The sequence below is a fragment of the Ruegeria sp. HKCCA5463 genome, from assembly GCF_013034175.1.
Taxonomy (GTDB): domain Bacteria; phylum Pseudomonadota; class Alphaproteobacteria; order Rhodobacterales; family Rhodobacteraceae; genus Ruegeria.
On sequence record NZ_WQFL01000002.1, the window covers coordinates 397,010 to 421,701 of the forward strand.

General features: G+C 61.8%; 25 protein-coding genes. 14 read left to right on the plus strand and 11 right to left on the minus strand.

Annotated features, from left to right (window positions below):
* Positions 1 to 15 precede the first annotated feature (15 nt).
* Genes truB through rbfA form a run of 3 tightly spaced genes read right to left on the minus strand, consistent with a single transcriptional unit; the run spans position 16 to position 2,111 of the window.
* Positions 16 to 921 (minus strand): tRNA pseudouridine(55) synthase TruB, encoded by a 906-nt coding sequence (truB, locus tag GOW09_RS08015; protein ID WP_171117179.1) that lies wholly within the window; start codon positions 919 to 921, stop codon positions 16 to 18.
* 60 nt (positions 922 to 981) lie between these two features.
* Positions 982 to 1,719 carry a phosphodiester glycosidase family protein gene (locus GOW09_RS08020; RefSeq protein WP_171117181.1) on the minus strand — a complete coding sequence of 246 codons (738 nt, stop codon included), beginning with the start codon at positions 1,717 to 1,719 and terminating at the stop codon, positions 982 to 984.
* A complete protein-coding gene (rbfA, locus tag GOW09_RS08025) occupies positions 1,716 to 2,111 on the minus strand; it encodes a 30S ribosome-binding factor RbfA (protein WP_152459376.1) in 396 nt (131 codons plus the stop codon). The genes GOW09_RS08020 and rbfA overlap by 4 nt, the downstream gene beginning before the upstream one ends.
* Positions 2,112 to 2,202: 91 nt before the next feature.
* Here rbfA and dapB point away from each other — a divergent pair, with 91 nt between their 5' ends.
* Complete coding sequence (gene dapB / locus GOW09_RS08030) at positions 2,203 to 3,012, plus strand: 4-hydroxy-tetrahydrodipicolinate reductase (protein ID WP_171117183.1); 810 nt, start codon at positions 2,203 to 2,205, stop codon at positions 3,010 to 3,012.
* A gap of 9 nt (positions 3,013 to 3,021) precedes the next feature.
* Here the strand turns inward: dapB and GOW09_RS08035 are convergent, their stop codons facing one another.
* Entirely contained in the window at positions 3,022 to 3,390 is a 369-nt protein-coding gene (locus GOW09_RS08035) for a hypothetical protein (RefSeq protein WP_171117185.1), read from the minus strand.
* Between the two features lie 192 nt (positions 3,391 to 3,582).
* Here GOW09_RS08035 and GOW09_RS08040 point away from each other — a divergent pair, with 192 nt between their 5' ends.
* Positions 3,583 to 4,266 (plus strand): DUF2306 domain-containing protein, encoded by a 684-nt coding sequence (locus tag GOW09_RS08040; protein WP_171117187.1) that lies wholly within the window; start codon positions 3,583 to 3,585, stop codon positions 4,264 to 4,266.
* On the opposite strand, the gene GOW09_RS08045 is transcribed toward GOW09_RS08040, so the two are convergent.
* Genes GOW09_RS08045 through GOW09_RS08055 form a run of 3 tightly spaced genes read right to left on the minus strand, consistent with a single transcriptional unit; the run spans position 4,253 to position 6,641 of the window.
* Entirely contained in the window at positions 4,253 to 4,921 is a 669-nt protein-coding gene (locus tag GOW09_RS08045; RefSeq protein ID WP_171117189.1) for an ureidoglycolate lyase, read from the minus strand. The two genes, GOW09_RS08040 and GOW09_RS08045, sit on opposite strands and share 14 nt — an antisense overlap.
* A complete protein-coding gene (locus tag GOW09_RS08050; protein ID WP_171117191.1) occupies positions 4,918 to 5,508 on the minus strand; it encodes an HD domain-containing protein in 591 nt (196 codons plus the stop codon). The genes GOW09_RS08045 and GOW09_RS08050 overlap by 4 nt, the downstream gene beginning before the upstream one ends.
* A complete protein-coding gene (locus GOW09_RS08055; RefSeq protein WP_171117193.1) occupies positions 5,505 to 6,641 on the minus strand; it encodes a TauD/TfdA family dioxygenase in 1,137 nt (378 codons plus the stop codon). Before GOW09_RS08055 ends, GOW09_RS08050 begins: the two co-directional genes overlap by 4 nt.
* A 99-nt stretch (positions 6,642 to 6,740) precedes the next feature.
* Between GOW09_RS08055 and GOW09_RS08060 the strand changes: the two genes are divergently transcribed.
* Positions 6,741 to 7,595 (plus strand): LysR family transcriptional regulator, encoded by an 855-nt coding sequence (locus tag GOW09_RS08060; RefSeq protein WP_171117196.1) that lies wholly within the window; start codon positions 6,741 to 6,743, stop codon positions 7,593 to 7,595.
* Between the two features lie 4 nt (positions 7,596 to 7,599).
* On the opposite strand, the gene GOW09_RS08065 is transcribed toward GOW09_RS08060, so the two are convergent.
* Positions 7,600 to 7,782, minus strand: a complete 183-nt coding sequence (locus tag GOW09_RS08065; RefSeq protein WP_171117198.1) for a DUF1674 domain-containing protein — start codon at positions 7,780 to 7,782, stop codon at positions 7,600 to 7,602.
* A gap of 88 nt (positions 7,783 to 7,870) precedes the next feature.
* Here GOW09_RS08065 and GOW09_RS08070 point away from each other — a divergent pair, with 88 nt between their 5' ends.
* From GOW09_RS08070 to GOW09_RS08100, 7 genes are all read left to right on the plus strand, one after another.
* Positions 7,871 to 9,130, plus strand: a complete 1,260-nt coding sequence (locus tag GOW09_RS08070; protein WP_171117200.1) for an RsmB/NOP family class I SAM-dependent RNA methyltransferase — start codon at positions 7,871 to 7,873, stop codon at positions 9,128 to 9,130.
* A gap of 90 nt (positions 9,131 to 9,220) precedes the next feature.
* Entirely contained in the window at positions 9,221 to 10,960 is a 1,740-nt protein-coding gene (locus GOW09_RS08075) for a heparinase II/III family protein (RefSeq protein ID WP_171117202.1), read from the plus strand.
* Between the two features lie 22 nt (positions 10,961 to 10,982).
* Positions 10,983 to 12,572, plus strand: a complete 1,590-nt coding sequence (gene purH / locus GOW09_RS08080) for a bifunctional phosphoribosylaminoimidazolecarboxamide formyltransferase/IMP cyclohydrolase (RefSeq protein WP_171117204.1) — start codon at positions 10,983 to 10,985, stop codon at positions 12,570 to 12,572.
* Entirely contained in the window at positions 12,572 to 13,048 is a 477-nt protein-coding gene (gene lspA / locus GOW09_RS08085) for a signal peptidase II (RefSeq protein ID WP_171117206.1), read from the plus strand. The genes purH and lspA overlap by 1 nt, the downstream gene beginning before the upstream one ends.
* A 50-nt stretch (positions 13,049 to 13,098) precedes the next feature.
* Complete coding sequence (locus GOW09_RS08090; RefSeq protein ID WP_171117208.1) at positions 13,099 to 13,614, plus strand: DUF3035 domain-containing protein; 516 nt, start codon at positions 13,099 to 13,101, stop codon at positions 13,612 to 13,614.
* Between the two features lie 81 nt (positions 13,615 to 13,695).
* A complete protein-coding gene (locus tag GOW09_RS08095; RefSeq protein WP_171117210.1) occupies positions 13,696 to 15,036 on the plus strand; it encodes a pitrilysin family protein in 1,341 nt (446 codons plus the stop codon).
* Positions 15,033 to 16,343 carry a pitrilysin family protein gene (locus GOW09_RS08100; protein WP_171117212.1) on the plus strand — a complete coding sequence of 437 codons (1,311 nt, stop codon included), beginning with the start codon at positions 15,033 to 15,035 and terminating at the stop codon, positions 16,341 to 16,343. The genes GOW09_RS08095 and GOW09_RS08100 overlap by 4 nt, the downstream gene beginning before the upstream one ends.
* Positions 16,344 to 16,365: 22 nt before the next feature.
* Here the strand turns inward: GOW09_RS08100 and GOW09_RS08105 are convergent, their stop codons facing one another.
* From GOW09_RS08105 to deoC, 3 genes are read right to left on the minus strand one after another with little or no spacing between them, the layout of a single operon-like run.
* Entirely contained in the window at positions 16,366 to 17,175 is an 810-nt protein-coding gene (locus GOW09_RS08105; RefSeq protein WP_171117215.1) for an SDR family oxidoreductase, read from the minus strand.
* A gap of 24 nt (positions 17,176 to 17,199) precedes the next feature.
* Complete coding sequence (locus GOW09_RS08110) at positions 17,200 to 19,533, minus strand: aldehyde dehydrogenase family protein (RefSeq protein WP_171117217.1); 2,334 nt, start codon at positions 19,531 to 19,533, stop codon at positions 17,200 to 17,202.
* A gap of 11 nt (positions 19,534 to 19,544) precedes the next feature.
* Positions 19,545 to 20,543: a deoxyribose-phosphate aldolase gene (gene deoC, locus GOW09_RS08115; RefSeq protein WP_171117219.1), complete on the minus strand. Its 999-nt coding sequence runs from the start codon at positions 20,541 to 20,543 to the stop codon at positions 19,545 to 19,547.
* A gap of 201 nt (positions 20,544 to 20,744) precedes the next feature.
* On the opposite strand from deoC, the gene GOW09_RS08120 reads away from it, so the two are divergent.
* The 4 genes from GOW09_RS08120 to GOW09_RS08135 are packed head-to-tail and all read left to right on the plus strand — an operon-like array spanning position 20,745 to position 24,640.
* Positions 20,745 to 21,698 (plus strand): metal ABC transporter solute-binding protein, Zn/Mn family, encoded by a 954-nt coding sequence (locus GOW09_RS08120; protein ID WP_171117221.1) that lies wholly within the window; start codon positions 20,745 to 20,747, stop codon positions 21,696 to 21,698.
* A gap of 3 nt (positions 21,699 to 21,701) precedes the next feature.
* Positions 21,702 to 22,505: a metal ABC transporter ATP-binding protein gene (locus tag GOW09_RS08125; RefSeq protein ID WP_171117223.1), complete on the plus strand. Its 804-nt coding sequence runs from the start codon at positions 21,702 to 21,704 to the stop codon at positions 22,503 to 22,505.
* A 3-nt stretch (positions 22,506 to 22,508) separates the two neighbouring features.
* Complete coding sequence (locus GOW09_RS08130) at positions 22,509 to 23,714, plus strand: metal ABC transporter permease (RefSeq protein WP_171117225.1); 1,206 nt, start codon at positions 22,509 to 22,511, stop codon at positions 23,712 to 23,714.
* On the plus strand, positions 23,711 to 24,640 hold the full coding sequence (locus tag GOW09_RS08135) for a metal ABC transporter permease (RefSeq protein WP_171117227.1): 930 nt from the start codon (positions 23,711 to 23,713) through the stop codon (positions 24,638 to 24,640). The genes GOW09_RS08130 and GOW09_RS08135 overlap by 4 nt, the downstream gene beginning before the upstream one ends.
* The last annotated feature ends 52 nt before the right edge of the window (positions 24,641 to 24,692 follow it).

The window sequence follows — 24,692 nt, forward strand, 5'->3', positions numbered from 1 at the left end:
CGCCTAACACGCGGTTCAGGCGGCGAACACCCGGCTGGGATGCAATTCGCCTGATTTGTAAACCCCCACGGCCACGGCCTTGCCATCCAGCGAGGCCCATGCCTCGTCGCCGTATTCAACATCCGAGGCCAACACCATGCCCGGGTTGCCATTGCGCAGGCGGGTTGCGCCTTCGGGGGTGCATTTAAGCTCTGGCAGGTCGGACAGGCCGGCTTCCAGCGGGTGCAGATAGTCGTCCAGCGCCGTTGTCTTTGCCATTTCGTCGATCTGTTCGATGCTCACCCCGTCTTCGGCCTCGAACGGTCCGGACCAGATCCGGCGCAGTTCCCGGACGTGGCCGTGGCATCCCAGCGCTTCACCCAGATCGCGGGCGATCGAGCGGACATAACCGCCCTTGCCGCAGGTCATCTCCAACACCACGTGATCCGGGTCGGGGCGATCGACAAGGATCAGTTCCTCGACCCAAAGGGGCCGGGCTGTCAGTTCCACGTCTTCGCCGTCGCGGGCCAGTTTGTAGGCGCGCTGGCCGTCGATTTTCACGGCGGAAAACTTGGGCGGAACCTGCATGATGTCGCCCAGAAACGGGGTCAACGCCCGCTTGATGTCTTCGTCTGACGGGCGGGCATCGCTTTCGGCAATCACTTCGCCCTCGGCATCGTCAGTGTTGGTGGCCTGGCCCAGACGGACAGTGAAGGTGTAGGCTTTCAGAGCATCCGTGATGTAGGGAACGGTTTTGGTCGCCTCACCCAGAGCCACGGCCAGAACGCCGGTCGCTTCGGGGTCAAGCGTGCCCGCATGGCCCGCCTTTTTGGCATCCATCGCCCAGCGCACCTTGTTGACCACAGCGGTCGACGTCATGCCCGCGGGCTTGTCCACCACCAGCCAGCCGGAAATGTCGCGACCCTTGCGTTTGCGTCCCATATAGCACCTTCAATCTTGCTGAGGCGCGCGACCTAGCGGATCGCCATCGTCCTGTCAATTTCAAGGTGCGTCTTCGACCACACCCACGATCGGCCCCAGCGAAAACCCGACATCGGACCGATTGTTCGCGCGGTCATACATGCGAGAGATATTGCCATCGAAGAACAGCGCATTCGGAGTTTCCAGCACGTCGCGGAACAGACGGCCGAATTCGTGGAATGTGACGTAATCTTCGGAAATCACGAACACCGCACGGGTGCCATCGGTGCTGGTGCCCACCCCGTTGCGCACATAGAGCGAGGTCGAATCGGGCAGGAACCGGGGGTGCAATTCACCATCGATCACCAGCATCGGGCCGGATTGGCTGGCGAACCGGCAGTCGGGGGCCCGGTCGATGAAATCCAGCGTCTCGAACACGTCAGCGCGGCCCGCGCGGATGCAGAACACGCCGTTGGGCAGCAGGCCGAAATTGCCGGGGCCGGGGTTGGAGATCACCCGCATGACCTCTTTGCCGTTCTCGACATAATGGCCGACGGGCGAACGGTCATCGTGGTACATGCCCGCGTTCATGGCAAAGGCCAGACGCTTGCCGCCGGGGACCAGCGCCTCGTTCACCGACGAGAAATGCCCCAGCAGATCCCCGTTTTCGTCGTTGAGAAACAGGCGCAGGTCTTCGTTCGCCGCGTCGACTTCGCAGACGGTGTAACGCTTGTCATCATGGGTCAGCTTTTCGCAAGTAACCGCAGAGGCTTGCACGGCCCAGACAACCGCGCCCAATGTGACAAGTGCCCGGATCACTCGTCCAGATCGCGGCGCACCGCGTCCTGTTCGAACATGCGGCGGGTGTCGTCCAGACGGTCGAACGTGTCATCAAGGCGGAACCGCAGATCGGGCGAGAATTTCAGGCCGACCTTTTTGCCAACCATGCGCCGCAGTTCACTTTTGTTGCGGGCGAGCAGATCGATCACGTCCTCCTGCCCTTTGCCGCCCAAGGGCAGCACATAGGCGGTGGCGATTTTCAGATCGGGCGAGGTGCGCACCTCGCCCACTGTGATCGACATGCGGTTCAGGTCGGGGTCGTGGACATCTCCGCGCGCCAGAACCTCGGACAGGGTGCGGCGGATCAGTTCGCCGACGCGCAGCTGTCGTTGGGACGGGCCGGGGCCATCGTGGAATTTGTTCTTTGCCATAATCCCCGATCTAAGCGCAAACCGGGGCTTTGCCAAGCGGGCGCGAACGAGGTAGGAGGCTTTGAGCAGTTTGCAGCAAGGGAATACCGCCATGACCCATATTCCGGGTATCGTCATCACAGGGGCTTCGGGCCGTATGGGGCAGATGCTGATCAACACCGTAACCGACAGTGATCAGGCGCGTCTGGTCGGCGTGGTCGAGCGCAAAGGGCATGACTGGGTCGGTCAGGATGTGGGCGAAGCGATGGGTGGCAAGGCGCTGGGCGTCAAAGTTACCGATGACCCGCTGGAAGCTTTTGCGCAGGCACAGGCGGTGATCGACTTTACCGCGCCCGAGGCGACGCTGGACTTTGCCGCTTTGGCCGCGCAGGCGCGCTGTGTGCATGTAATCGGCACAACCGGCATGACGGATGAGCAGATCGCCGCTCTGGAACCGGCCTCGCGCCACGCGGTGATCGTGCGGGCAGGGAACATGAGCCTTGGCGTCAACCTGCTGGTGCAACTGACCAAGAAAGTCGCGGCTGCACTGGATGAGGATTTTGATATCGAAATCATCGAAGGGCATCACCATCACAAGGTGGACGCACCATCCGGCACCGCGCTGATGCTGGGCGAGGCCGCCGCCGAGGGGCGTGGCGTCAAACTGTCGGATGTGGCCGACCGGGGGCGGGATGGCATCACCGGTGCGCGCAAGCGTGGTGACATTGGCTTCCACGCCATTCGCGGTGGCGACATCGTTGGTGAACATGACGTCCTGTTCGCCGCGCCCGGCGAGCGAATCGTTTTGCGCCATCTGGCCAGCGACCGCGCGATTTTTGCCCGCGGCGCGCTGAAGGCGGCACTGTGGGGGCAGGGGAAGGCGCCCGGTCAATATGACATGGTGGATGTGCTGGGGTTGTAGGCGCTTCCGTCAGATGTAGACGCGCACAAGGACATAGGTAAAGAAAACGGCGACCCAAAAGAGCACTGCGACAAGAATCGATGCGAAACCTAGCATAAATGATTGTAAAAAATTGGCATTGGGGACGATCCTTATGCCATTGGGCACATTTAAGTCGTGGCACTTTTCAGCCATGAAAAAATAGTTGGCCGCCCCATAGGCGTTCAGAATCAGCCTTCTGCGTGATGGCGGAGAGCCGCGCGTTCTGATCCAGAACTCAATAAATTCATCTTTGAAGTTGAATATCGGGAAAACCGAAGCGAGCAAAATTGCTGCTGCCCAACTTGTAAGTGTCATGATTGTCACGAAACCAAACATGAACAGGAACAGGAGCCCCAAATTAAGCTCCTTTCGCAGTGCAACAGTTGCGTTTTGACAAGAGCAAAAACAGGCTTTCCCGAGGTACTTTTTTACCCTGTTCCAATTTAGTCCACTCGAATCTGGCGGTTTTAAGATGATTCCATCTACGTTCAGAGGATTTGCTGGGTTTTACGCGGTAGACGCTTTGTCTTGGGGCGCTAAGGTCCAAGTATGCAAACCCTGAATTCTCGTGTGGCTATCGGGCTATTGCTGGCAGCGTTCTATCTGACTCTGCTGCCCTTTGTGATGCACGGGTTCGACACGATCGGCGTTGGGTTTTCGCAGGACGCCGCCCGGCACAGCTATTTGTTCGCTGATGGTGAGAATGTCGGCAATGCCGCGATGTTGCTGCACATTCTGGCAGGTACTTTTCTGGTCGCACTCGTCCCGCTTCAACTGTTGAAGGGGCTGCGGCTCAAGTACAATCGATTTCACCGCATGATGGGAGCCTGTCTGGTGGTGCTGGCATGGATCACCGGGCTGGCGGGCATGAGCTATATTCCCCTGCGCGGAACCATCGGTGGGCCGCTGATGTCTGCCGCCTTTTTTCTGTACGGGCTGTGTCTTTTCACGGCTGCGCTGATGGTGGCGCGCAGGGCTTTGGAAGGGGATCGCGCAGGCCATTGGGCATGGGGATTGCGGCTGTTCTGGCTGGCGTTGGGGTCGTGGCTTTACCGCGTCCACTATACGCTTTGGTATCTGCTGACCGGAGGGGTGGGGTCAGAGCCCGATTTCTCGGGCCCTTTTGATCTGGTGCAGAATTTCGCGTTCTTTGTGCCTTATCTGCTGGCCTTGCAGATCTGGATTGCACACCGGCGCCCGAGGCATCAGGGGGCGTTGGTCACAAATCCCTGACTTTGTCCGCCCGCAGCGGGCAGGCCAGATAAACGCCGAACTCTTTGCCGATATCGGCGCTGACCCGCGCGTGGACCCGACCCTGACGATCCAGAAAACGCTGGTTGTCTCCAACCGGGAAAATCCCTTCGTGCCAGATGCCGGGATGGATATAGAGCCCCTTTGACCCGTCGCACCAGAATGCCACCACTTTCTCAGGGGTCAGGTCGTCGCCGGGCAGGGCAGCAGGCACGATGAAGGGCTTGTTGTCCAGCGGCCAGAACATCTGGCCGCCATCGGGGTGATAGTTCATATGCCACAGCAACACCTGATTCCGCGGGGCCGTTTGTCGGTCGGTTTGCGCCTGCTGAGGGTCGGCGGACCAACCCAGCACGTAATGGCCTTTGACCGCCTCGTTCTCACCGTAAAGCACGTCACCCTGCCAATCGCATTTGAACGTGCCTTCAACCCAGCCGCCTTCGTCACCCGTGCCGTCGTCAATCGGTCGCCAGCCCTGCTGCGGCCAGCGTACGATCTCGATTTCAAAGGTTTCGGGGTCGCCGACCAAACAGCCGTACCCCTTGACCGTGCTGTCCGTCGCCCGGATCAGGGGAACCTCGTGCCACGGCAGGGATGGCTTGGAACTGGCCTCGAAGATGTACTCGGGTGCGCTCATGATGCCCCCAGGTGTTTGTCGACCATGCGCTGCACCATCGGTGCGAAATGGGCGAAATCCGGTGTCTCCATATCCGCCCGTTTGCCGGCCTCATCCAGATACCGGACCTGAATGATTTCTTTCAGGTTCGGATTGGATTCGAAGGCGGCGACTTCTTCGGCGCTCATCGGGCCGCCTTGCAGTTCCAAGGTATGGACCGAGGCGGCAGAGAGGCGGTTGAAATATTCGGGCTTGGTGGCGCAGAGATACCGTTTGGCGGCCACGTGATAGCGGCAGCAATCGGTGATGACCGAAGGGAAGAACTGTTCCAGCACCTCAGCACCCGCATCTTCGTGGTGGCGATCTTCGGTATCATCGGGGTGGTAGGTCCCGAACTCGGATGTGAAATGGCCGATATCATGCAACAAGGCGCCGACGATGATCTCTTCAGGCTGGCCGTTCTGTTCGGCGATGGTGGCGCCTTGCAGCATGTGCTGGGCCATGGTGACGGGTTCTCCAAGATATTCCTCACCGCCGCGGCGTTCGAAGATATCCCCGATGAAGGCGACGATATTGTCCCGGTTCAGGGTCGAGAAATCGGGCTTCATTCCGCTGCCTCCGGCTGCGTCATCTCCATCGCCGCCAGCGTGGACAGCAACCCGTCCTTGTCGGCATAGCATCCCTGCAACCAGCGCGAACCGGCACCGGAATAGCCCAGCCGTGCATGCAGGACACGGGTGTTGTCGACGATGAAGCTTTCGCCCGGCTCCAGTTTGAACGACACGCCCAAGGCCGGGTCGTCGATGATCTCGCCCAGTTGGCGGTAAGCCGCGTAATAGGCTTCCATCCTGTCGAAAGGCACGTCCACGAAAGGCGCTGAGGAACGGTTGTTGAAGCGGATGCCAACCAGTTCGCCATCCGGCGACAATTCGATCATCGGACGGCGGGACCGCAGGCAGACACCGTCAGACCCCTTGTATTCAAACCGTGCCGGGTAGCCTGCCAGCAGCGCAAAACCTTCGGGGTTCTGCGCACGCAGCTTTTCGGCAGCGCGAAAGCCATCGACCACGATCGAGTCGCCCCCTTCGGCGCTGTTTTCCAGACAATAGAGGATTTGCAGCGTCGGCACAGGGTCGCGATAGGGGTTGTCGGTGTGGGCCTGCAAGCCAAGCCCGGTATAGGCGAGGTTGGTCGGGTTCACTTCCGTCCGAACCTCGAAATAAGGGCCATAGTTGGTTTCGCGGACATAGCCGAACAGGTCGGCCACTTTCAAAAGCGACTCTGGTTCGGTTGGCCCGCCAGTCAGCTTGGCAAAGCCGTAACTCGCCACAGACGCCAGCCAGTTGCGTTTGGCCGCAGGGCTGGCATGAACCTCGTTCCAGTCGCCAGAGGGGGCGGCGATCCCGCCTTCCCAGGTGATGATGCCGGGGCCGGTGCGGCCCAGCGTGTCGTCCCGTTCGCAATCATAGTTGTGTTCGGCCAGCCATTCGGCCGGGAAAGTAACGGTTTTGTCTTCGGGCTGGAACGTGACCTGAAGGCCGCCCGCGACAACCTCGGCTGAACTGACCGAGATGTCAGCAGGGATATCGCCGATGGTGATCAGCCGCTGGCCGTTGCCCGGGGCCCGGGTTTCCGGGTCCAGCGCGTTGTCGCGCAACCAGACGGCGTGAAAGCGGGCTTGCGTTCCTGTGTCGAACGCGACGGTGACGACCGAAGTGTCATGGGTGGCGGTGCGCAGCATTTGGGGTCTCCTGTTCGGCGCGAGCTTTGGTTGAGCAGATACGCTGTTCATGGCATTACGACAATTAATCCTTATTTCGGCTGAGGCTTGGAAAATCTAATGGCTAAGAAAAGGATCGGGCTACCGCCACTGGACTGGCTGCGCGTGTTCGAGGCCGCCGGGCGTCTTGGTGGGTTCTCGGCAGCAGCCAAGGAGTTCGGGCTGACGCAGGCCGCTGTCAGCCAGCGGATCGGCAACCTCGAAGCCTGGCTGGGCCGATCCTTGTTCGTGCGCGAGGCGCGGGGCGTGTCACTGACGGTCGAAGGTGAAAGCTATCTGCCTTTGGTGCAGGACAGCCTTCGCGCGCTGGAGCGCAATACCGAGGACCTGTTTGGAAAATCCCCGCGTGAGCTGCGCGTGGCCGGCTTGTCGTCGAACATCCACGCACTGGTATTGCCGGCGCTGACCCGGTTTCACGAGATGCAGCCAGGGGTTCGGGTGATGACCGACTCGGTCGCGCGCCGGTCGTCTTTGGACGAAGAACGAACCTGGCTGCAAATCCGATATGGTCGGGGCATCTGGGCCGGGCGTGATGCCGCCCTGATCGCGCCTGAGATCCTTGCCCCCATGGCGCCGCCGGGTGTCGACTGGGGCGCTCCATTGATCGATCTGCGCGGAGAACGACCCGGCTGGAGAGAGTGGAGCCAGAAAAACGGCCAGCAGGACCTGCCGCAATCAAAAATCAGCTTTGATTCGATGGAACATGCGATTTCGGCTGCGCGGCGCGGCATGGGTGTGGTTTTGGGATCGGTTCCCTTGGCCCTTGCCGACCTGCACGAGGGGCGGTTGCGGCGGCTGGATTTACCCGAATTACACACCAAAGACGGGTACTGGCTGACCTGGCCTGAAGACCGGGCGAAGTCCAGAAAACAGCGTGCCCTGATCGAGGATTTCCTCAAGGCGCTGCGTGGTTGACCGTTCAGAAATCGATGGCGATGCCCTTCTTTTCCCAGTCACCGTAACGGGCCGGGTCCGGTCCGTCCCGGCCACCCAGCTCTTTCGGCAATTCCCGGGCCTGGGCTTTGGCTTTGCGGCGGCGTTCTTCCGCTTCTGCCAGAGCGCGCTGGGCGGCGGGGGGCAAGTCTTTGCGGTCGTCACTCATTACATCGGGTTCCTTTCCTTGCGCAGTCTTGATATACGCCCGCGTCCGCCATTGGCAATGCGGACGCAGGTCACATGAAGGCGGTACCATGTCTAACAGCGCGACAGCAGCACGGCGCAGCGCAATCTATCTTCTGGATCAGGTTCTGGGCGAAGGTCGCCTGCTGGCCGAGTGTCTGGCGGCGGGCGCAGTGGATCGCTTGGAACCCGAGGATCGCGCGCGTGCCCAGCGACTGGCGTTGGAAACACTGCGTGGGCTGGAACGGGCCGACCGCCTGCTGGCCAACCACCTGAACCGAACACCCGCTCTGACGGTCCACAACGCGCTGAGACTGGGTGCGGTCGAACTTTGCAACGGCGAAGCCGCCCATGGCGTCGTCAATTCCATGGTCGAGATCGTCAGCCGTTCGCGCAAGCATGGTCGCCTCAAGGGGTTGGTGAATGCCGTTCTGCGCAAGGTTGCGGCAGAAGGCCCCGAGGCTTGGCCGAAGATGCGCGTTCCGCGTTTGCCGGACTGGTTGCGTGAACCGCTGATCGCAGCGTGGGGCACGGATGCCGTTACCGGAATCGAGCAGGCACATTTCGCGGGTGCGCCACTGGACCTTACCTTGAAACCCGGGGCGGAAGGCCCTTCAGGCGAGATCCTTCCGACCGGGTCGGTGCGGTTGCACGATGCGGGTCAGGTCTCGACCCTGCCGGGGTACAAGGACGGAGACTGGTGGGTGCAGGATGCGGCGGCCGCATTGCCGGTTCGCGTTCTGGCCCCGAAGGCGGGCCAGAAAGTGCTGGATCTGTGTGCGGCGCCGGGTGGGAAAACGATGCAGCTTGCGGCCGCAGGGGCCGATGTCACGGCACTTGACGTATCGGACTCACGGATGGAACGGGTGCGCGAAAACCTTGCAAGGACCGGCCTCAGGGCGAAGGTCATCGTGGGTGATGCGCTGGAACACGAAGACCGGTACGACGCGATCCTGCTGGACGCGCCGTGCTCGGCCACGGGTACGATTCGCAGACATCCTGACTTGCCGTTTGCCAAGGACGGTTCGGAATTCGGCGGCCTGATCGAGCTCCAGTCGCGCATGTTGTCCCATGCGTGGGGCTTGCTCAAACCCGGTGGGCGCCTGGTCTATTGCACCTGTTCCCTGCTGCCGGACGAGGGGGAAGTTCAGGTGGAAGAGGCGCTGGACATGTATTCGGACATGAGCGTGGATCGCGACGCGCTGAACGTACCCGGTGTCGAAACGGATTGGATCACCGAGGAAGGCGGCTTGCGATTGCGACCGGATTATTGGCCGGATCGGGGTGGTATGGACGGGTTCTATGTCGCGTGTCTGACCAAATCCGTCTGAACGCACGCTTTTCGATGACTTGACGATCGGCGCGGTCTATCGTTGGGTCTCAAGCGCCAGCAGAGCGCAAGGGGCAGAGTAACACGCGTCATGTCGAAATCAGACACCATGGCCAGTCGGTGGATGCGGTTTCAGAACCGTTTCTATGCGCACCTGAGCCAACGGCAAAAGGCGGTCACAGGGTTTGTTGCGCAACCGGATCCGCGCTCGGTGGGTTCGTTCGCACGTGGCCGGCAACTGGTTGCCGGAAATCTGTTGTTCGCCGGCTATCTGGTCGAGGCCGAAGATACCGGGCTTTGGGACGTCACCGCCCCCAGCGCCGGCTTTGACGAAGAACGTCACGGCTTTGCGTGGCTGGATGATCTGGCCGCGGTCGGAGACATGCGTGCGCGGGAAAAGGCGCAGCGCTGGGTCTGGGGATGGATTGAATCTCATGGCCGCGGGCAAGGGCCCGGCTGGGCGCCTGATCTGACCGGACGTCGGGTGATGCGCTGGATCAACCACGCGCTTTTTCTGCTGCGAGGGGCGGATGAAAAACAAAGCAAACTGTTTTTCCGCTCGTTGGCCCAGCAAACATGGTTCCTGTCCAAGCGCTGGCATGCCGCGACCCCGGGACTGCCCCGGTTCGAGGCGCTGGCCGGACTGGTACAGGCCGGGCTGGCGCTGGAGGGTCTGGAGCGGATGGCCGACCCGGCCCTGCGCGCCCTGGCCGGGGAATGCGACCGTCAGGTGGATGCGCAGGGCGGAATTCCAACCCGCAATCCGGAAGAATTGCTCGAGGTGTTCACGCTGCTCAGCTGGACTTCGGCGGCGCTGAATGATCTTGGTCGCGGGACGCCTGCCGCCCAGGCCAATGCGATCAAACGGATCGCGCCGACCTTGCGCAGCCTGCGCCACGCGGATGGGGCCTTGGCGCGGTTTCATGGTGGCGGGCGCGGTGTCGAGGGGCGACTGGAACAGGCCCTTGCCCAAAGCGGCGTCAAACACAAGGCGGCCACCGAATTGCCGATGGGCTATGCCCGTCTGTCGGCTGCACGCACCACGGTGATCGTGGATGCCAGCATACCGCCGTCGGGGGCGGCCTCTTACAATGCGCATGCCTCTACTCTGGCGTTCGAGTTGACCTCGGGGCGGCGGCCGCTGATCGTGAATTGCGGGTCGGGGGCCAGTTTCGGGCTGGAATGGCGCCGCGCAGGACGGGCGACGCCGTCGCACTCGACGCTTTGCCTGGATGGGTTCTCAAGCGCCCGGCTGGCCAACCCGGTGCCGGGGCGTGAAGCGCAGGCGCTGGTGGACGCACCACAGGAGGTGCCCGTTGATTTCGAGGATGCGTTCGAGGGGATCCGCTTTATGGCGGGGCACGATGGATACGCAAAGGTCTTTGGTCTGACCCATGCGCGGACCTTTGAGTTGCGATTTGACGGGCGCGAGCTGACGGTCGAGGATATTCTGCTGACGGCGACCGACAAGGCAAAGCGTCAATTTGACAAGGCGATGGACGCTTCGGGCCTCAAAGGCATTGGCTATGACATCCGGTTTCACCTGCATCCGGATGTCGATGCGGCGCTGGATTTGGGCGGTGCGGCGGTATCGATGGCGCTCAAAAGCGGTGAAATCTGGGTTTTCCGCCATGACGGCGTTGGAAAATTGTCCGTCGAGCCAAGCGTTTACCTTGAAAAAGGGCGTTTGAAGCCACGCGCGACAAAACAGATCGTTCTATCCGGGCGCGCAATGGAGTATGCGACGCGCACCCGGTGGACTCTGAGCAAGGCACAGGACACAGCCTATGCCGTGCGCGATACGCATCGGGACGAGCCCGAGTTAGACTGACGCCAAAAGGACCTTTGGACCCATGACCGATCTTCACCCCGTGCGCCGCGCGTTGCTTTCCGTATCCGACAAAACCGGGCTGATCGAGCTGGGCAAGGCGCTGGCCGAGCGCGGGGTCGAACTGCTGTCGACCGGCGGCACGGCCAAGGCGCTGCGCGATGCAGGGCTTGTGGTGAAGGATGTCAGCGAGATCACCGGCTTCCCCGAGATGATGGATGGCCGGGTCAAGACCCTGCACCCGATGGTGCACGGCGGGCTGCTGGCCCTGCGCGACAACGACACCCATGTCGTAGCCATGAGCGAACACGGCATCGATGCAATCGATCTGCTGGTTGTGAACCTGTATCCGTTTGAAGCAACCGTGGCCAAAGGCGCAGGTTACGATGAGTGCGTCGAGAATATCGACATCGGTGGTCCGGCGATGATCCGCGCGGCGGCCAAGAACCATGCGTTCGTAAACGTGGTCGTGGACGTTGAAGACTACGAAAAACTGCTAGGCGATATGGATCAGCACGACGGCGCGACCTGTCCGAAATTCCGCCGCAAGCTGGCGCAGAAAGCCTATGCCCGTACGGCTGCCTATGACACGGCAGTGTCCAACTGGCTGGCCGATGCGCTGGAGCTTGAAGCCCCGAGGCGCCGCGCCTTTGCCGGTGAATTGAAACAGACCTTGCGCTATGGCGAGAACAGCCATCAGCAGGCTGCGTTCTACACCGACGGCACCAATCGGCCCGGTGTGGCGACCGCGATCCAGCATCAGGGCAAGGAACTGAGTTACAACAACATCAATGACACGGATGCGGCCTTTGAACTGGTGGCCGAGTTTGACCCCACCGAGGGCGCCGCCTGTGCCATCATCAAGCACGCCAACCCCTGCGGTGTGGCCAAGGGTGCAACCCTGCTTCAGGCCTACAAGGCTGCCTTCGACTGCGACCGCACCTCGGCCTTTGGCGGGATCGTGGCGTTGAATCAGCCCCTGGACGCCGAAACCGCGCAGGAGATCACCGGGATTTTCACCGAAGTCGTGATCGCTCCGGGCGCATCGGATGAGGCCAAGGCAGTCTTTGCCGCCAAGAAAAACCTGCGCCTGCTGACAACCGAAGCTCTGCCGGATGTGACCGCCGGTGGGAAAACCGTGCGTCAGGTGGCCGGCGGGTTGCTGGTGCAGGACAAGGATAACGGCTTTGTCGGCTTGGATGATCTGAAAGTCGTGACCAAGAAGGCCCCGACCGACGAACAGATGCGTGACCTTTTGTTTGCCTGGAAAGTGGCAAAGCACGTCAAGTCCAACGCCATCGTCTATGTCAAAGACGGTGCCACGGTGGGCGTCGGCGCGGGCCAGATGAGCCGTGTGGACTCGGCCCTGATCGCCGCTAAGAAAGCCGAACGCATGGCTGATGCGCTGGGCTTGGCCCAACCGCTGACCATCGGTTCGGCCGTTGCGTCGGACGCGTTTTTCCCCTTCCCTGACGGCCTGATGGAAGCGGCCGAGGCAGGCGCAACCTGTGTGATCCAACCAGGTGGGTCCATGCGGGATGACGAAGTCATCGCCGCTGCGGATGAGGCCGGCCTGGCCATGGTCTTCACCGGCATGCGCCATTTCCGTCACTGATGCGGTCAAGCCTGCTTCTCTGGGCGGCGCTGACCGCCTTTGCGATCGACCAGATCAGCAAATATCTGGTCGTTCATGTCATGCGCGTGGCCGATCAGCCCGGCGGTATTGATGTTGTGCCGCCGCTGCTGGTGTTCAAATACGGCGAGAACCGGGGCATCAATTTCGGCCTCTTCCAAGGAAATTCGGAGGCTGCGCGCTGGATTCTGATCGGTATTTCCGTGGCGATCTGTGTCTGCGTGCTTGTCTGGCTCGGCCGTGCAGCCCATTCGGGTCTGATGCTGTTTTGTGGCGGCCTGCTGATCGGCGGTGCGCTGGCGAATGTGGTGGATCGGGTTCTTTACGGCTTTGTTCTGGATTTCCTGAACATGTCCTGTTGCGGCATCAACAATCCGTTTGTTTTCAACCTCGCAGATGTCTTCATATTTGCAGGAGCCATCGGGCTGGTGCTGTTTGACGGCAAAAAGGCCTCGTGACGCGCGGAATGATATGCGATAAAAGCGCCTGAAACAGGCTGGAGACACCAATGCGGATGCCGCGCGCCCTATTTGTTTTGATTGTTGCCGCTGCGGTTGCGGCGTGTTCGAATCCCGGTCTGCGGGATCTGGAGGCTCCGGGCCCGGGGCCGGATGAGTTTTCGGTGCTGCCGGTCAAGCCGCTGACCCAACCTCAGGACTATGCTTTCTTGCCTGCACCCACGCCGGGTGGCGCGAATCTGACGGATCCGAACCCAAATGCCGATGCGGTGGCTGCGCTGGGCGGCAATGCTGCTGCGCTGAACCCGAACGCGGCTGTGCCATCCTCGGATGCAGCGCTTGTCACGGCCTCCAGCCGCTATGGTGTTTCCCCCGATGCGCGGCAGGTGGTCGAGGCTGATGACGCCGCGTTCCGCAAACGCCGGGGGCGCTGGACCGGCCTGCGTCTGTTCCCGGTCGACCGCTATGGGCAAGTTTACGAAAAACAATCGATCGATCCGTTCGCGGAAACAGAAGCCGCCCGTCGGGCCGGCATCGAAACTCCTTCTTCGCCGCCGGGTGAATAATTCTTAACTTTCCGTCATCGGGCTTGAACCCGGGCCGCGTCACCGTAGTTTGAATACCAGAAACGAAACGGAGGATGCCCTATGGTTCGGGCCCTGGCCTTGTCGGCTGCCCTGATCGCTGCCGCCCCGGTATTCGCCGAGGATGGGAAAGAAGCGGTTACCACATTCACATTGGACAACGGCATGGATGTCGTCGTGGTCGAAGACCACCGTGCCCCAGTCGTGCAGCATATGGTCTGGTACCGGGCCGGATCCGCTGATGAGCCGATCGGATCATCCGGCGTGGCGCATTTCCTGGAACACCTGCTGTTCAAAGGCACCGACACGCTGGCCCCGGGAGAGTTCTCTGCCACCGTCGCTGCCAATGGAGGTAACGACAACGCCTTCACTTCGTATGACTATACAGCCTATTTTCAGCGTGTCGCCGCCGACAGGCTAGAGCTGATGATGCGGATGGAATCCGACCGGATGCGGAACCTTCGGCTGAGCGAAGAGGACATTCTGACCGAACGGGACGTGATTCTCGAGGAACGCAACCAGCGCACCGAAAACAACCCGCGCGCCCTGTTCGGCGAACAGATGAGTGCGGCCCAGTATCTGAACCACCGCTACGGCGTGCCGATCATCGGCTGGATGCACGAGATGGAGGATCTGGACATGGAGGACGCGCTGTCGTTCTACCAGACCCATTATGCGCCCAACAACGCCATTCTGGTGGTCACAGGTGATGTCGATCCCGCTGAAGTCCGCGCGCTTGCCGATCAGTATTACGGTGTGATTCCCGCCAACCCGGACCTGCCCGAGCGGGTTCGGTCCCAAGAGCCGCCGCAAACGGCCGAACGTCGCCTGACCTTCAAGGACCCGCGCGTCGCCCAGCCTTACGTTCAGCGCAGCTATCTGGCCCCGGAACGCGATCCGGGCGAACAGGAAAAAGCGGCGGCTCTGTTTCTGCTGGCCGAGTTGCTGGGCGGCAGCACGACGTCTTACCTGAACGAAAAGTTGCAGTTTGATCAGCGAAAGGCCGTCTATGCAGGTGCGTTCTATCGCGGTGTTTCGTTGGATGACACGACCTTTGATCTGATCGTCGTTCCGGCCGAGGGTGTTTCCCTGCAAGAGGCCGAAGACGCCATGGACCAGGCCGTGGCCGACTTCATCGCCGAAGGTGTGAACGAAGACGATCTTGAGCGCATCAAGATGCAGCTGCGCGCCGCCCAGACCTATGCGCGCGACAACGTGGACGGCATCGGTAACCGATATGGCCGGGCCCTGACCAGCGGCCTGTCGGTCGAAGATGTACAGGCCTGGCCCGAGATCCTTCAGGCCGTGACCGGGGATGAGATCATCGCCGCGGCCCGCGAAGTTCTGCAACCCGAGGCGTCGGTCACCGGCTGGCTGATGCGCGATGACGAGGTGACGCAATGAAACGGTTTGTTGCAACGCTGATTGCCTGCCTGGTCGCCCTGCCGGCTTTGGCCGAGATCGAGATCGAAGAAGTGACCTCGCCCGGCGGCATCAAAGCCTGGCTGGTCGAGGACCATTCCATCCCATTCACCGCGCTGGAGTTACGCTTCCGTGGTGGTACGTCACTGGACGACCCCGACAAACGCGGCGCGGTCAACTTGATGAGCGGGCTGATCGAAGAAGGCGCGGGCGACCTGGATGCGCGGACCTATGCCCGCGAGCTGGAGGCTCTGGCGGCTTCGTTCCGATACAATGCCGGCGACGATTCAGTTTCGATTTCCGCGCGTTTCCTGTCTGAAAACCGGGATGAAGTGGTCGATTTGCTGCGCACGACGATCCACGAACCGCGTTTTGATCAGGATGCGGTTGACCGGGTGCGCGCGCAGGTTCTGTCGGGCCTGCGCTCGGACCAGACTGACCCGAACGAAATCGCAGGCCTCACCTTTGCGCAGATGGCCTACGGCGATCACCCCTATGGATCCGAAGGGAAAGGCACCATCGAAAGTGTCTCGGCCCTGACCCGCGATGACGTGGTCGCGGCTTACGAAGGCGTGTTCGCCAAGGATCGTCTGTACGTGGGGGCCGTCGGCGATATCACGGCAGAGGAGCTGGGTATCCTGCTTGATACCCTGCTTGGCGACTTGCCGGACACCGGCAAGCCCATCCCGGGCAAGGCCGAGGTGAACATTCCCGGCGGCGTCAGCGTTGTCGAATTCGACACACCTCAGTCCGTGGCCTTGTTCGGTCAGGCCGGGATTGATCGGGATGACCCGGATTTCTTTGCGGCCTTTGTTCTGAACCATATTCTTGGCGGCGGCGGGTTTGAGAGCCGGCTGATGCAGGAGGTGCGCGAAAAGCGTGGCCTGACCTATGGGGTCGGGACCTATTTGGTGCCCAAGGATCTGGCTTCGGTCTATCTTGGGTCCGTGTCCTCGGCCAATGACCGTATCGCCGAAGCCATCGACGTAATTCGCGATGAATGGGCGCGCGCGGCCACCGAGGGTGTGACGCAAGAGGAACTTGACGACGCCAAGACCTATCTGACCGGCGCCTATCCGCTGCGGTTCGATGGCAATGGTCAGATTGCCTCGATCATGGTCGGAATGCAGATGGAAGGCCTGCCGATTGACTATATCGCCACCCGCAATGACAAGGTGAACGCGGTGACATTGGAAGATGTGAACCGCGTTGCTGCCGAACTGCTTGACCCGGACGGTCTGCACTTTGTCGTCGTTGGCAAGCCGGTGGGCCTGGAAACAACGAACTGAACCTTTTGGGGTAAGCTGCGGCTTACCCCTTTTTCATGCTGCGCAGCATGTCTCCCATCATCTGGCCGAACTGGCCCGAGCCGCGCTGATACAACGCCCCGTCCACTGCCAGAACCGTACCGCTGATATAGCTGGCCATGTCCGAGGCCAGAAACAGGCAGGCATTGGCCACGTCTTGCGGCGTACCCCAGCGGCCCAGCGGCACGTCCCTGCGCAGCTGCTCGCCCGCGTCGGGGGTGGGGGCCAGCCGTTTCGCGCCTTCGGTGCCCTCGATGAAGCCCGGCACCACCGAGTTCACCCGGATGCCTTCCACACCCCATTCCATCGACAGGGTACGGGTGATCTGATCGACGCCCGCCTTGGCGGCACAGACATGGGCCTGGCCCTCGTAGGGCAGATAGGATTGCGGGGCCGAGATGTTGATGATGTTGCCGCCGGGCCGTTTCAGATAGGGATAGGCGCCTTTCAGAACATGCACGGTGCCCATCAGGTCGATTTCGACAACGGTGCGGAAGGCGTTGGCCGACATCTCGGCCATCAGCGCCGGGAAGTTGCCCGCCGCCCCCGAAACCAGCACGTCGAAATCGCCGAGCGCCGCTTGGAACTGTTTCAGCCCCTCGGCGACCGCATCGGCGTCGCGCACGTCAAAGGCCGCGCCGATCGCCTCGGCCGCGCCTGCCGCCTTCAGCGCAGCGACGGTGTCATCCACCTTGTCCTGCGAGCGGCTGGCCACGGCCAGTTTCGCGCCCGAGGCCGCGAAGGCCTCGGCGATGCCCCGGTTGATGCCACTGGTGCCACCGATGACGATGACGGTTTTTCCCGAAAAATCCATGTAGGCCTCCCTTGAAGGGGAGCCCTACTCGCCGTAGGGCACCCAGATGTTTTTCACTTCGGTCGAAGCCTGAAGGAAGCGGCGGGAATGGTCCATGCCCCAATCGAATGCCGTCGCGTTATTCACCCAGGTCCGTTTCAGGTTCCCGGCCGAGACGACCTCGATCTGCGCCGACAGGTCCGTCGATGAGAACGACCAGACCGCGTCCACGTTCAGGTGCGAGGCCAGCGGTTTGGCCAGTTCCGCGTGGCTGCCGGTCAGGATGTTGACCACGCCTGCGGGCACGTCCGAGGTGTCCAGCACCTGATAGAAATCGGTGGCCGCCAGCGGATAGGGCTCGGACGCCACCAGAACTGTCCGGTTGCCCATCGCGATCGCCGGCGCCATGGCCGAGACCAGACCCAGCAGCGGCGCCTCATCCGCGCAAAGCGCGCCGATCACGCCCACCGGTTCCTTCATCGCAATCGCCACGCCCCGGATCGGAACGCCATGCACCTGGCCGTCATACTTGTCGGCCCAGGCGGCGGCGGTGAACAGGCGCTGGATTGCGGCGTCGACCTCTTTCGCGCCGTCCTTGCGGCCGGTCATCGCGTCGATGCGATGCGCGAACTCGTCGGAACGGGCCGAGAGGTTCTCGCCGATATAGTACAGGATCTGCGCCCGCAGATGGCCGGTGGTCTTGGACCAGCCCTTGGCCCCCGCCGCGGCCTCGACCGCGTTGCGCACGTCCTTGCGGTTGGCGAGACCCACATGGCCCAGCAGCCCCGCCTTGCCCCAGACCGCGCGGGAATAGCCGCCATCGGGCCTTGCCTGCTTGCCGCCGACATACAGCTTGGCGGTGCGGTCGATCGGATCGACCGGAGCGCCTTCGCCCGCGACAGGTTCGATTTTCGCCAGCGGCTTCGCCTTGCCCTTGGGCTTGGTATAGGCGCTCAGCCCTTCCCAGCCGCCTTCGCGGCCAAAACCGCTTTCGCGCACGCCGCCAAAGCCCGCGGCCGCGTCGAACAGGTTGGTGGCATTGACCCAGACCACTCCCGCGACCAGCTTGGGCGCGATGTCCAGCGCAAGGTTGACGTTTTCGGTCCAGACCGTGGCCGCCAGCCCATAGCGGGTGTTGTTGGCCAGTTCGACGGCCTCGGCCGGGGTGCGGAAGGTCGACGAGACCAGAACCGGGCCGAATATCTCCTCTTGCATCAACTGGTCCGAGGTTTCGAGCCCGGTGATCAGCGTCGGGGGGTAGTAGCAGCCATTTGCGGGCAATTCGCAGGCAGCCTGATGCACATGACCCACCGTATTGCTGTCGACCATGGAAGTGATCGTCTGCAACTGAACCGGATCCACCACGGCACCTACGTCGATGCATTTGTCCAGCGGGTTGCCGATGCGCAGCGTGTCCATGCGGGCGCGCAGCTTGGCATAGAACCGTTCGGCGATGCCTTCCTGCACCAACAGGCGCGAGCCCGCGCAGCAGACCTGGCCCTGGTTGAACCAGATCGCATCGACCAGACCTTCGATGGCTGAATCGATGTCGGCGTCATCAAAGACGATATAGGGCGACTTGCCGCCCAGCTCGAGCGTCAGGGCCTTGCCAGACCCGGCGGTGGCTTCGCGGATGCGGCGGCCCACTACGGTCGAGCCGGTAAAGGCGATCTTGTGCACGTCCGAGGCCACGATCATCTCACCCACGGCACCGTCGCCGGTGACGATGTTGACCACGCCCTTGGGCAGACCGGCCTGCATGCAGATATCGGCAAACAGCAGCGCCGTCAGCGAGGTGTATTCGGCGGGCTTCAGAACCACCGTGTTGCCCATGGCCAGCGCCGGGGCCACCTTCCACGCCAGCATCAGCAGCGGGAAGTTCCACGGGATGATCTGGCCGCAGACCCCCAGCGCCTGTGCGTCGGGCAGCTCGGTTTCCATCAGCTGGGCCATGCCCGCGTGATAGTAGAAATGCCGCTGCACCAGCGGAATGTCGATGTCGCGCGATTCCCGGATCGGCTTGCCGTTGTCCAGCGTCTCGAGCACCGCGAACAGGCGGGCGTGTTTCTGGATCAGCCGCGCGATGGCATAGAGGTATCGGGCGCGGGCGGGGCCGCCCAGCTTTTCCCATTTGGGCTGGGCCTTGCGGGCGGCGGCAACGGCGGCGTCCACATCGGCCTGTGTGGCTTGGGTCAGCTTGGCCAGAACCTCGCCCGTGGCCGGGTTGCGGCTTTCAAACCCCTTGCCCGGCTTGGTGAAGGCCCCGTCGATGAAATGGCCAAACGTGTCGCCCTGATCGACCAGCCATGCCAGGGCCTCGGCGGCGCTTTCCGGGGCGGGTCCGTATTCCATAGTCTCGAAAATCTCTTTGACTGTCATTGTTCCTGTCCTCAGCCCATCGGGTGCCGGTAGCCGGCCGAGTATGCCCCGGTGACGAAATGTTCCAACTGCCGCTCGATATCACCCAGCAGCGACGAAGCGCCGAACCGGAACAGGTCGGGTTGCAGCCAGCGGTCGCCCAGCTCGTCCTTGATCAGCGACAGGTAGACCAGCGCGTCCTTGGCCTTGGAGATCCCGCCCGCGGGCTTGTAGCCCACGCGATGGCCGGTGCGCTCGTAGTAGTCGCGGATGGCGCGGATCATCACCAGCGACACGGGCAGGGTGGCGTTGACGCTTTCCTTGCCGGTCGAGGTCTTGATGAAATCGGCCCCCGCCATCATGCAGACCAGCGAAGCGCGCGCCACGTTGCGCAGGCTGCCCAACTCGCCCGTGGCGAGGATCGCCTTCACATGCGCCTCGCCGCAGGCCGCACGGAACGCCTTCATCTCGTCATACAGCGCCTGCCAGTCGCCTTTCAGCACATGGCGGCGCGAGATCACGATATCGATTTCTTCGGCCCCGGCCTTCACGCTTTCCTCGATCTCGGCCACGCGCAGGTGAAAGGGCGACAGGCCCGCCGGAAAGCCGGTGGACACGGCCGCGACCGGAATCCCGGTGCCTTTCAGCGCCTCCACCGCCGTTTCGATCATGTCGTGATAGACACAGACCGCCCCGGTGGTGATCGGCGGCATGTCCAGCGCCTTCAGCAGGGCGGGCGACACCGGCTGGCGGGCCTTGGCGCACAGGCGGCGCACGCGGCCTTCGGTGTCATCGCCCGACAGCGTGGTCAGGTCGATCATGGTGATCGCCTTCAGCAGCCAGGCTGCCTGATATTCCTTTTTGACCGACCGGCGGCCCGGCAGGGTCGCGGCGCGGCGCTCGATAGCCGAGGTATTGGCCAGAACGGCGCGCACCCAGTCCAGATCCAGATCCATGCCGGGATTCCGGGCTTCGGTCACTTGCGGCAGATGCGCGGTGCGCACGGGGCTTTCTGAGCTCTGCGTATCCATTGTCACGTCCTTTGGGAGGTTTGCGACAAAATCGCACGGGAGACCGGGGAATGGAAGATGCAGGCGGGCAATGTTTGGATAATTTTTGACCAAATGGACAAAATGCGACGGCTTTCTTGCGAATAATTCGCATTAGCGTTGACTTACTTGCGAATGGTTCTCATATTCAGCTCACACAGGAAGCAAAAGCTGAGGTCGAAGATGATTCGCCGGAATTTTCTTGCAGTATTGGCGCTGGCGGTATCCCTGCCAGTCACGGCCTGGGCCGATGCACCCCTCAAGGTGGTGGCCACGACGGGCATGATTGCCGACGCGGCACGTCAGGTCGGTGGAGATCATGTTGACGTCAGGGGGCTGATGGGGCCGGGCGTCGACCCGCATGCCTATCGCCAGACCCGCAGCGATATCGTTGCGATGACCCGTGCGGATCTGATCCTGTGGCATGGTTTGTACCTCGAAGCGCAGATGGAGGATTTCTTCCATGACCTTGAACGCAAGCGGACCGTGGTTGCAGTTGCCGAAGGTATCGACAAGTCGAAGCTGCGCGCACATGACGATTATGCCGACAAATATGACCCGCATGTTTGGATGACGCCCGAGTTGTGGCGGGACGTGGTGCTTGAAGTGCAGGCAGCCCTCACCGAGGTACGTCCTGAAGCGGCCGAGGTTTTTGCAGCGAATGCGCAGGCACACCTGGCGGATATCGATCGTCTGACAGACTATGCAGACAAAGCTCTGGCGTCCGTTCCGGACAACAACAAGGTTCTTGTCACAGCCCATGATGCCTTTGGGTATTTTGGTGAAAGCTTCGGGTTCGAGGTTCTGGGAATTCAGGGCATCTCGACCCAGTCCGAGGCGGGCCTGAACCGGATAGGCGAATTGGTCGATCTGCTGGTTGACCGCAAGATCACGGCTGTTTTCGTCGAAAGCTCGGTCTCGGATCGGTCAATCCGCGCGCTGATCGAGGGCGCGGCTGCAAAGGGACATGAGGTGCACGTGGGGGGCGAACTGTTCTCGGATGCCATGGGTGAAGAAGGAACCTATGAAGGCACTTATGTTGGTATGCTGGATCATAACATTACGGTCATTGCCAGTGCTTTGGGTGGTGATGTGCCAGATCGTGGAATGGACGGAAAACTGTCGGCGGGGTTTTGATCGATGCTGGGTCTGGTCAGCAATGAAGGTATGACCGTTGGTGACAGGGGGTTGCTCGACAGCCCCCTTGCCCTGCGCGGCCTGACGGTCTCTTACGGGCAGAAACCTGCGGTGTTTTCAGTCGACATGACCGTACAGCCCGGGGCGATGACCGCGATCATCGGACCGAACGGGGCCGGGAAATCCACATTGCTCAAGGCGGCGCTTGGTATCGTTTCCCCCCTGTCAGGTCAGGTAACCGTGTTTGGCCAGCCATTGGACACGCAGCGCGCACGCATTGCCTATGTACCTCAGCGCGCCAGCGTGGATTGGGATTTTCCAACGCGCGTCATCGACGTGGTTCTGATGGGCCTGTCGCGCGAACTTGGCTTGCTGGGCCGTGTGCGTGCCCGCCACAAGGCGTGCGCGATGGATTGTTTGCACCGCGTGGGAATGCGGGATTTCGCGGATCGCCAGATCGGGCAGCTGTCCGGCGGGCAGCAGCAACGTGTCTTTCTGGCGCGCGCGCTGGCGCAGGGCGCGGATCTGTATCTTCTGGACGAACCTTTTGCAGGCGTCGATGCCGCCACCGAGAAAGCCATCATCTCGGTTCTGAAATCCCTGAAAGAGGCGGGCAAGACGGTTGTCGTAGTGCATCACGACCTTGCGACCGTGACCGATTATTTCGACCATGCCTTCCTGATCAACACCCGCAAGGTGGCCGAGGGACCAGTGGCCGAGGCCTTCACGGCGGAAACGTTGCAATCAGCATATGGCGGTCGACTGGCAACCGCGCAGATCGATCAGATATCGCGCGCGCTGGGGTAACGCATGCTTTGGGATGCTTTGACCCTGCAACTTGGCTACAACGCCACGCTGGTCGCCATCGGTGCAACCTTGCTGGGTGTTTCAGCCGGTGTGACGGGGACGTTTCTGTTTCTGCGCAAGCGCGCCTTGGTCAGTGACGCAATCAGCCACGCAACCCTGCCGGGCGTCTGTCTGGCTTTCATGGTATTGGTCGCACTCGGAGGAGACGGGCGCAACCTGCTGGGCCTGTTGGCAGGATCGGCCGTCTCGGCCTGGATCGGCCTTCTCTGCATGAACTGGCTGACGCGTCACACGCGTTTGGCCGAAGATGCCGCCATCGGAGCAGTCCTGTCGGTCTTCTTCGGCTTTGGCATCGTGTTGCTGACGGTCATACAGACGATGGGCGTAGGCCGTCAGGCCGGGCTGGAAGGCTTCCTTTTGGGGTCCACTGCCGGGATGCTCTGGGCTGATGCGATGATCATTGCGGTCGGCGGCGCTGCGACGCTGCTGCTGGTCATGATCATTCGTCGCCCGATGATTCTTGTGGCCTTCGATCCTGAATATGCTGCGGCCCGCGGTTTGCCGGTGCACAGGATTGATCTGGCCATGATGGGTTTGGTCATGGCCGTGACCGTGGTTGGCCTGAAAATCGTGGGTCTGATTCTGATCGTGGCTTTGCTGATCATTCCCGCCGTGACCGCGCGGTTCTGGTCCGAACGCTCGGACCATGTGGTTCTGCTTGCGGGATCGGCCGGCGGGTTGGCGGGGTACATTGGCGCGGCCATTTCGGCCTCGGCGCCAAACCTTCCGACGGGGCCGATTATCGTTCTGGTCAGCTTTGCCTTTTTTGTCGTGTCTTTGTTTCTGGCGCCGATACGTGGCGTTTTGGCGGCGGTGCTGCGCCATTTGCGCTTTCAACGTCGGGTGCATATTCGTCAGGGTCTCTTGGCCTTGGCGCAGGGGCAAAAGATCTACGAGCCCCTGACCCTGCGCTTGCTGCGCCGCGCTGGGCTGGTGCGCGCGGACGGCGTCGCGACCGACATCGGCAAAGCCCGCGCGGCCAAGGCGTTGCGGGACGAAAAGCGCTGGGAAATCGTGCGCGCAGATCAGGCGCATGAGGCAACGGCTGCGCTTTATGACGGGTTGCGGGACATCGAAACCGTCCTGACCCGCGATCAGATCGCCGAGATAGACCGTCGCATCGGCGGGCCAATGGGGGTGGCGTTATGAGTGGTGAAGAATTTGTCCCCCTGTCTCTGACACCGTTGCTGATCGGTACATTCGCGGCCATTGCCTGCGCGTTGCCGGGTAATTTTCTGGTGTTGCGCAAACAGGCATTGATCGGAGACGCGATCAGCCATGTGGTGCTGCCGGGAATCGTCGTGGCATTTCTGATCACCGGGGCGATATCGACCTGGCCCATGATGCTGGGCGCGGCGGGCGCTGCCGTTGTGGCCGTGGTGCTGATCGAAGCCATTCGCCGATTGGGTCAGATCGAACCCGGGGCCGCCATGGGCGTGGTCTTTACCACCATGTTCGCCGCGGGCGTCCTGCTGCTTGAGCAGACGGATACGTCGACGGTGCATCTGGATGTGGAACATGCGCTTTACGGCAATCTCGAAAGCCTGATCTGGCTGGACGCCACCGGATGGTCGTCCTTGCTGGACACAGAGGCGCTGTCCGGGTTGCCCCCGGAATTACCCCGCATAGCGCTGACACTGGCCGGTGTATCTTTGTTCACCTGGCTGTTCTGGCGGCCGCTGAAGATCTCTACCTTCGACGAAGGCTTTGCCCGGACCATTGGCATTCGCACCGGCGTTCTGGGCATGGCATTGGTCATCACCGCGGCAATTGCGGCGGTGGCGGCCTTCGACGCGGTGGGCTCGATCATCGTGATCGCCATGTTCATCTGCCCGCCCGCCGCGGCGCGGATGTTGACCAACCGGCTGGAAGCGCAGATTGCCTGGAGCGTTGTGTTCGCCATCGCCTCGGCGGTGTCGGGCTATGTGCTGGCAGGTTATGGGCCGCTGTGGCTGGGCGGCGCGGATGCCGTCAGCGCGGCGGGTATGATCGCCACGATGTCAGGCCTGATTCTTGCGGCGGCAGCGATGTTCGGACCCTGCCGGGGCAGGATCGGCGCGCGCATATCTGCCTGATCAGGCATTTTCCCGCCACACATGCCCACACGTCATCGGCCAATCTCTGCCA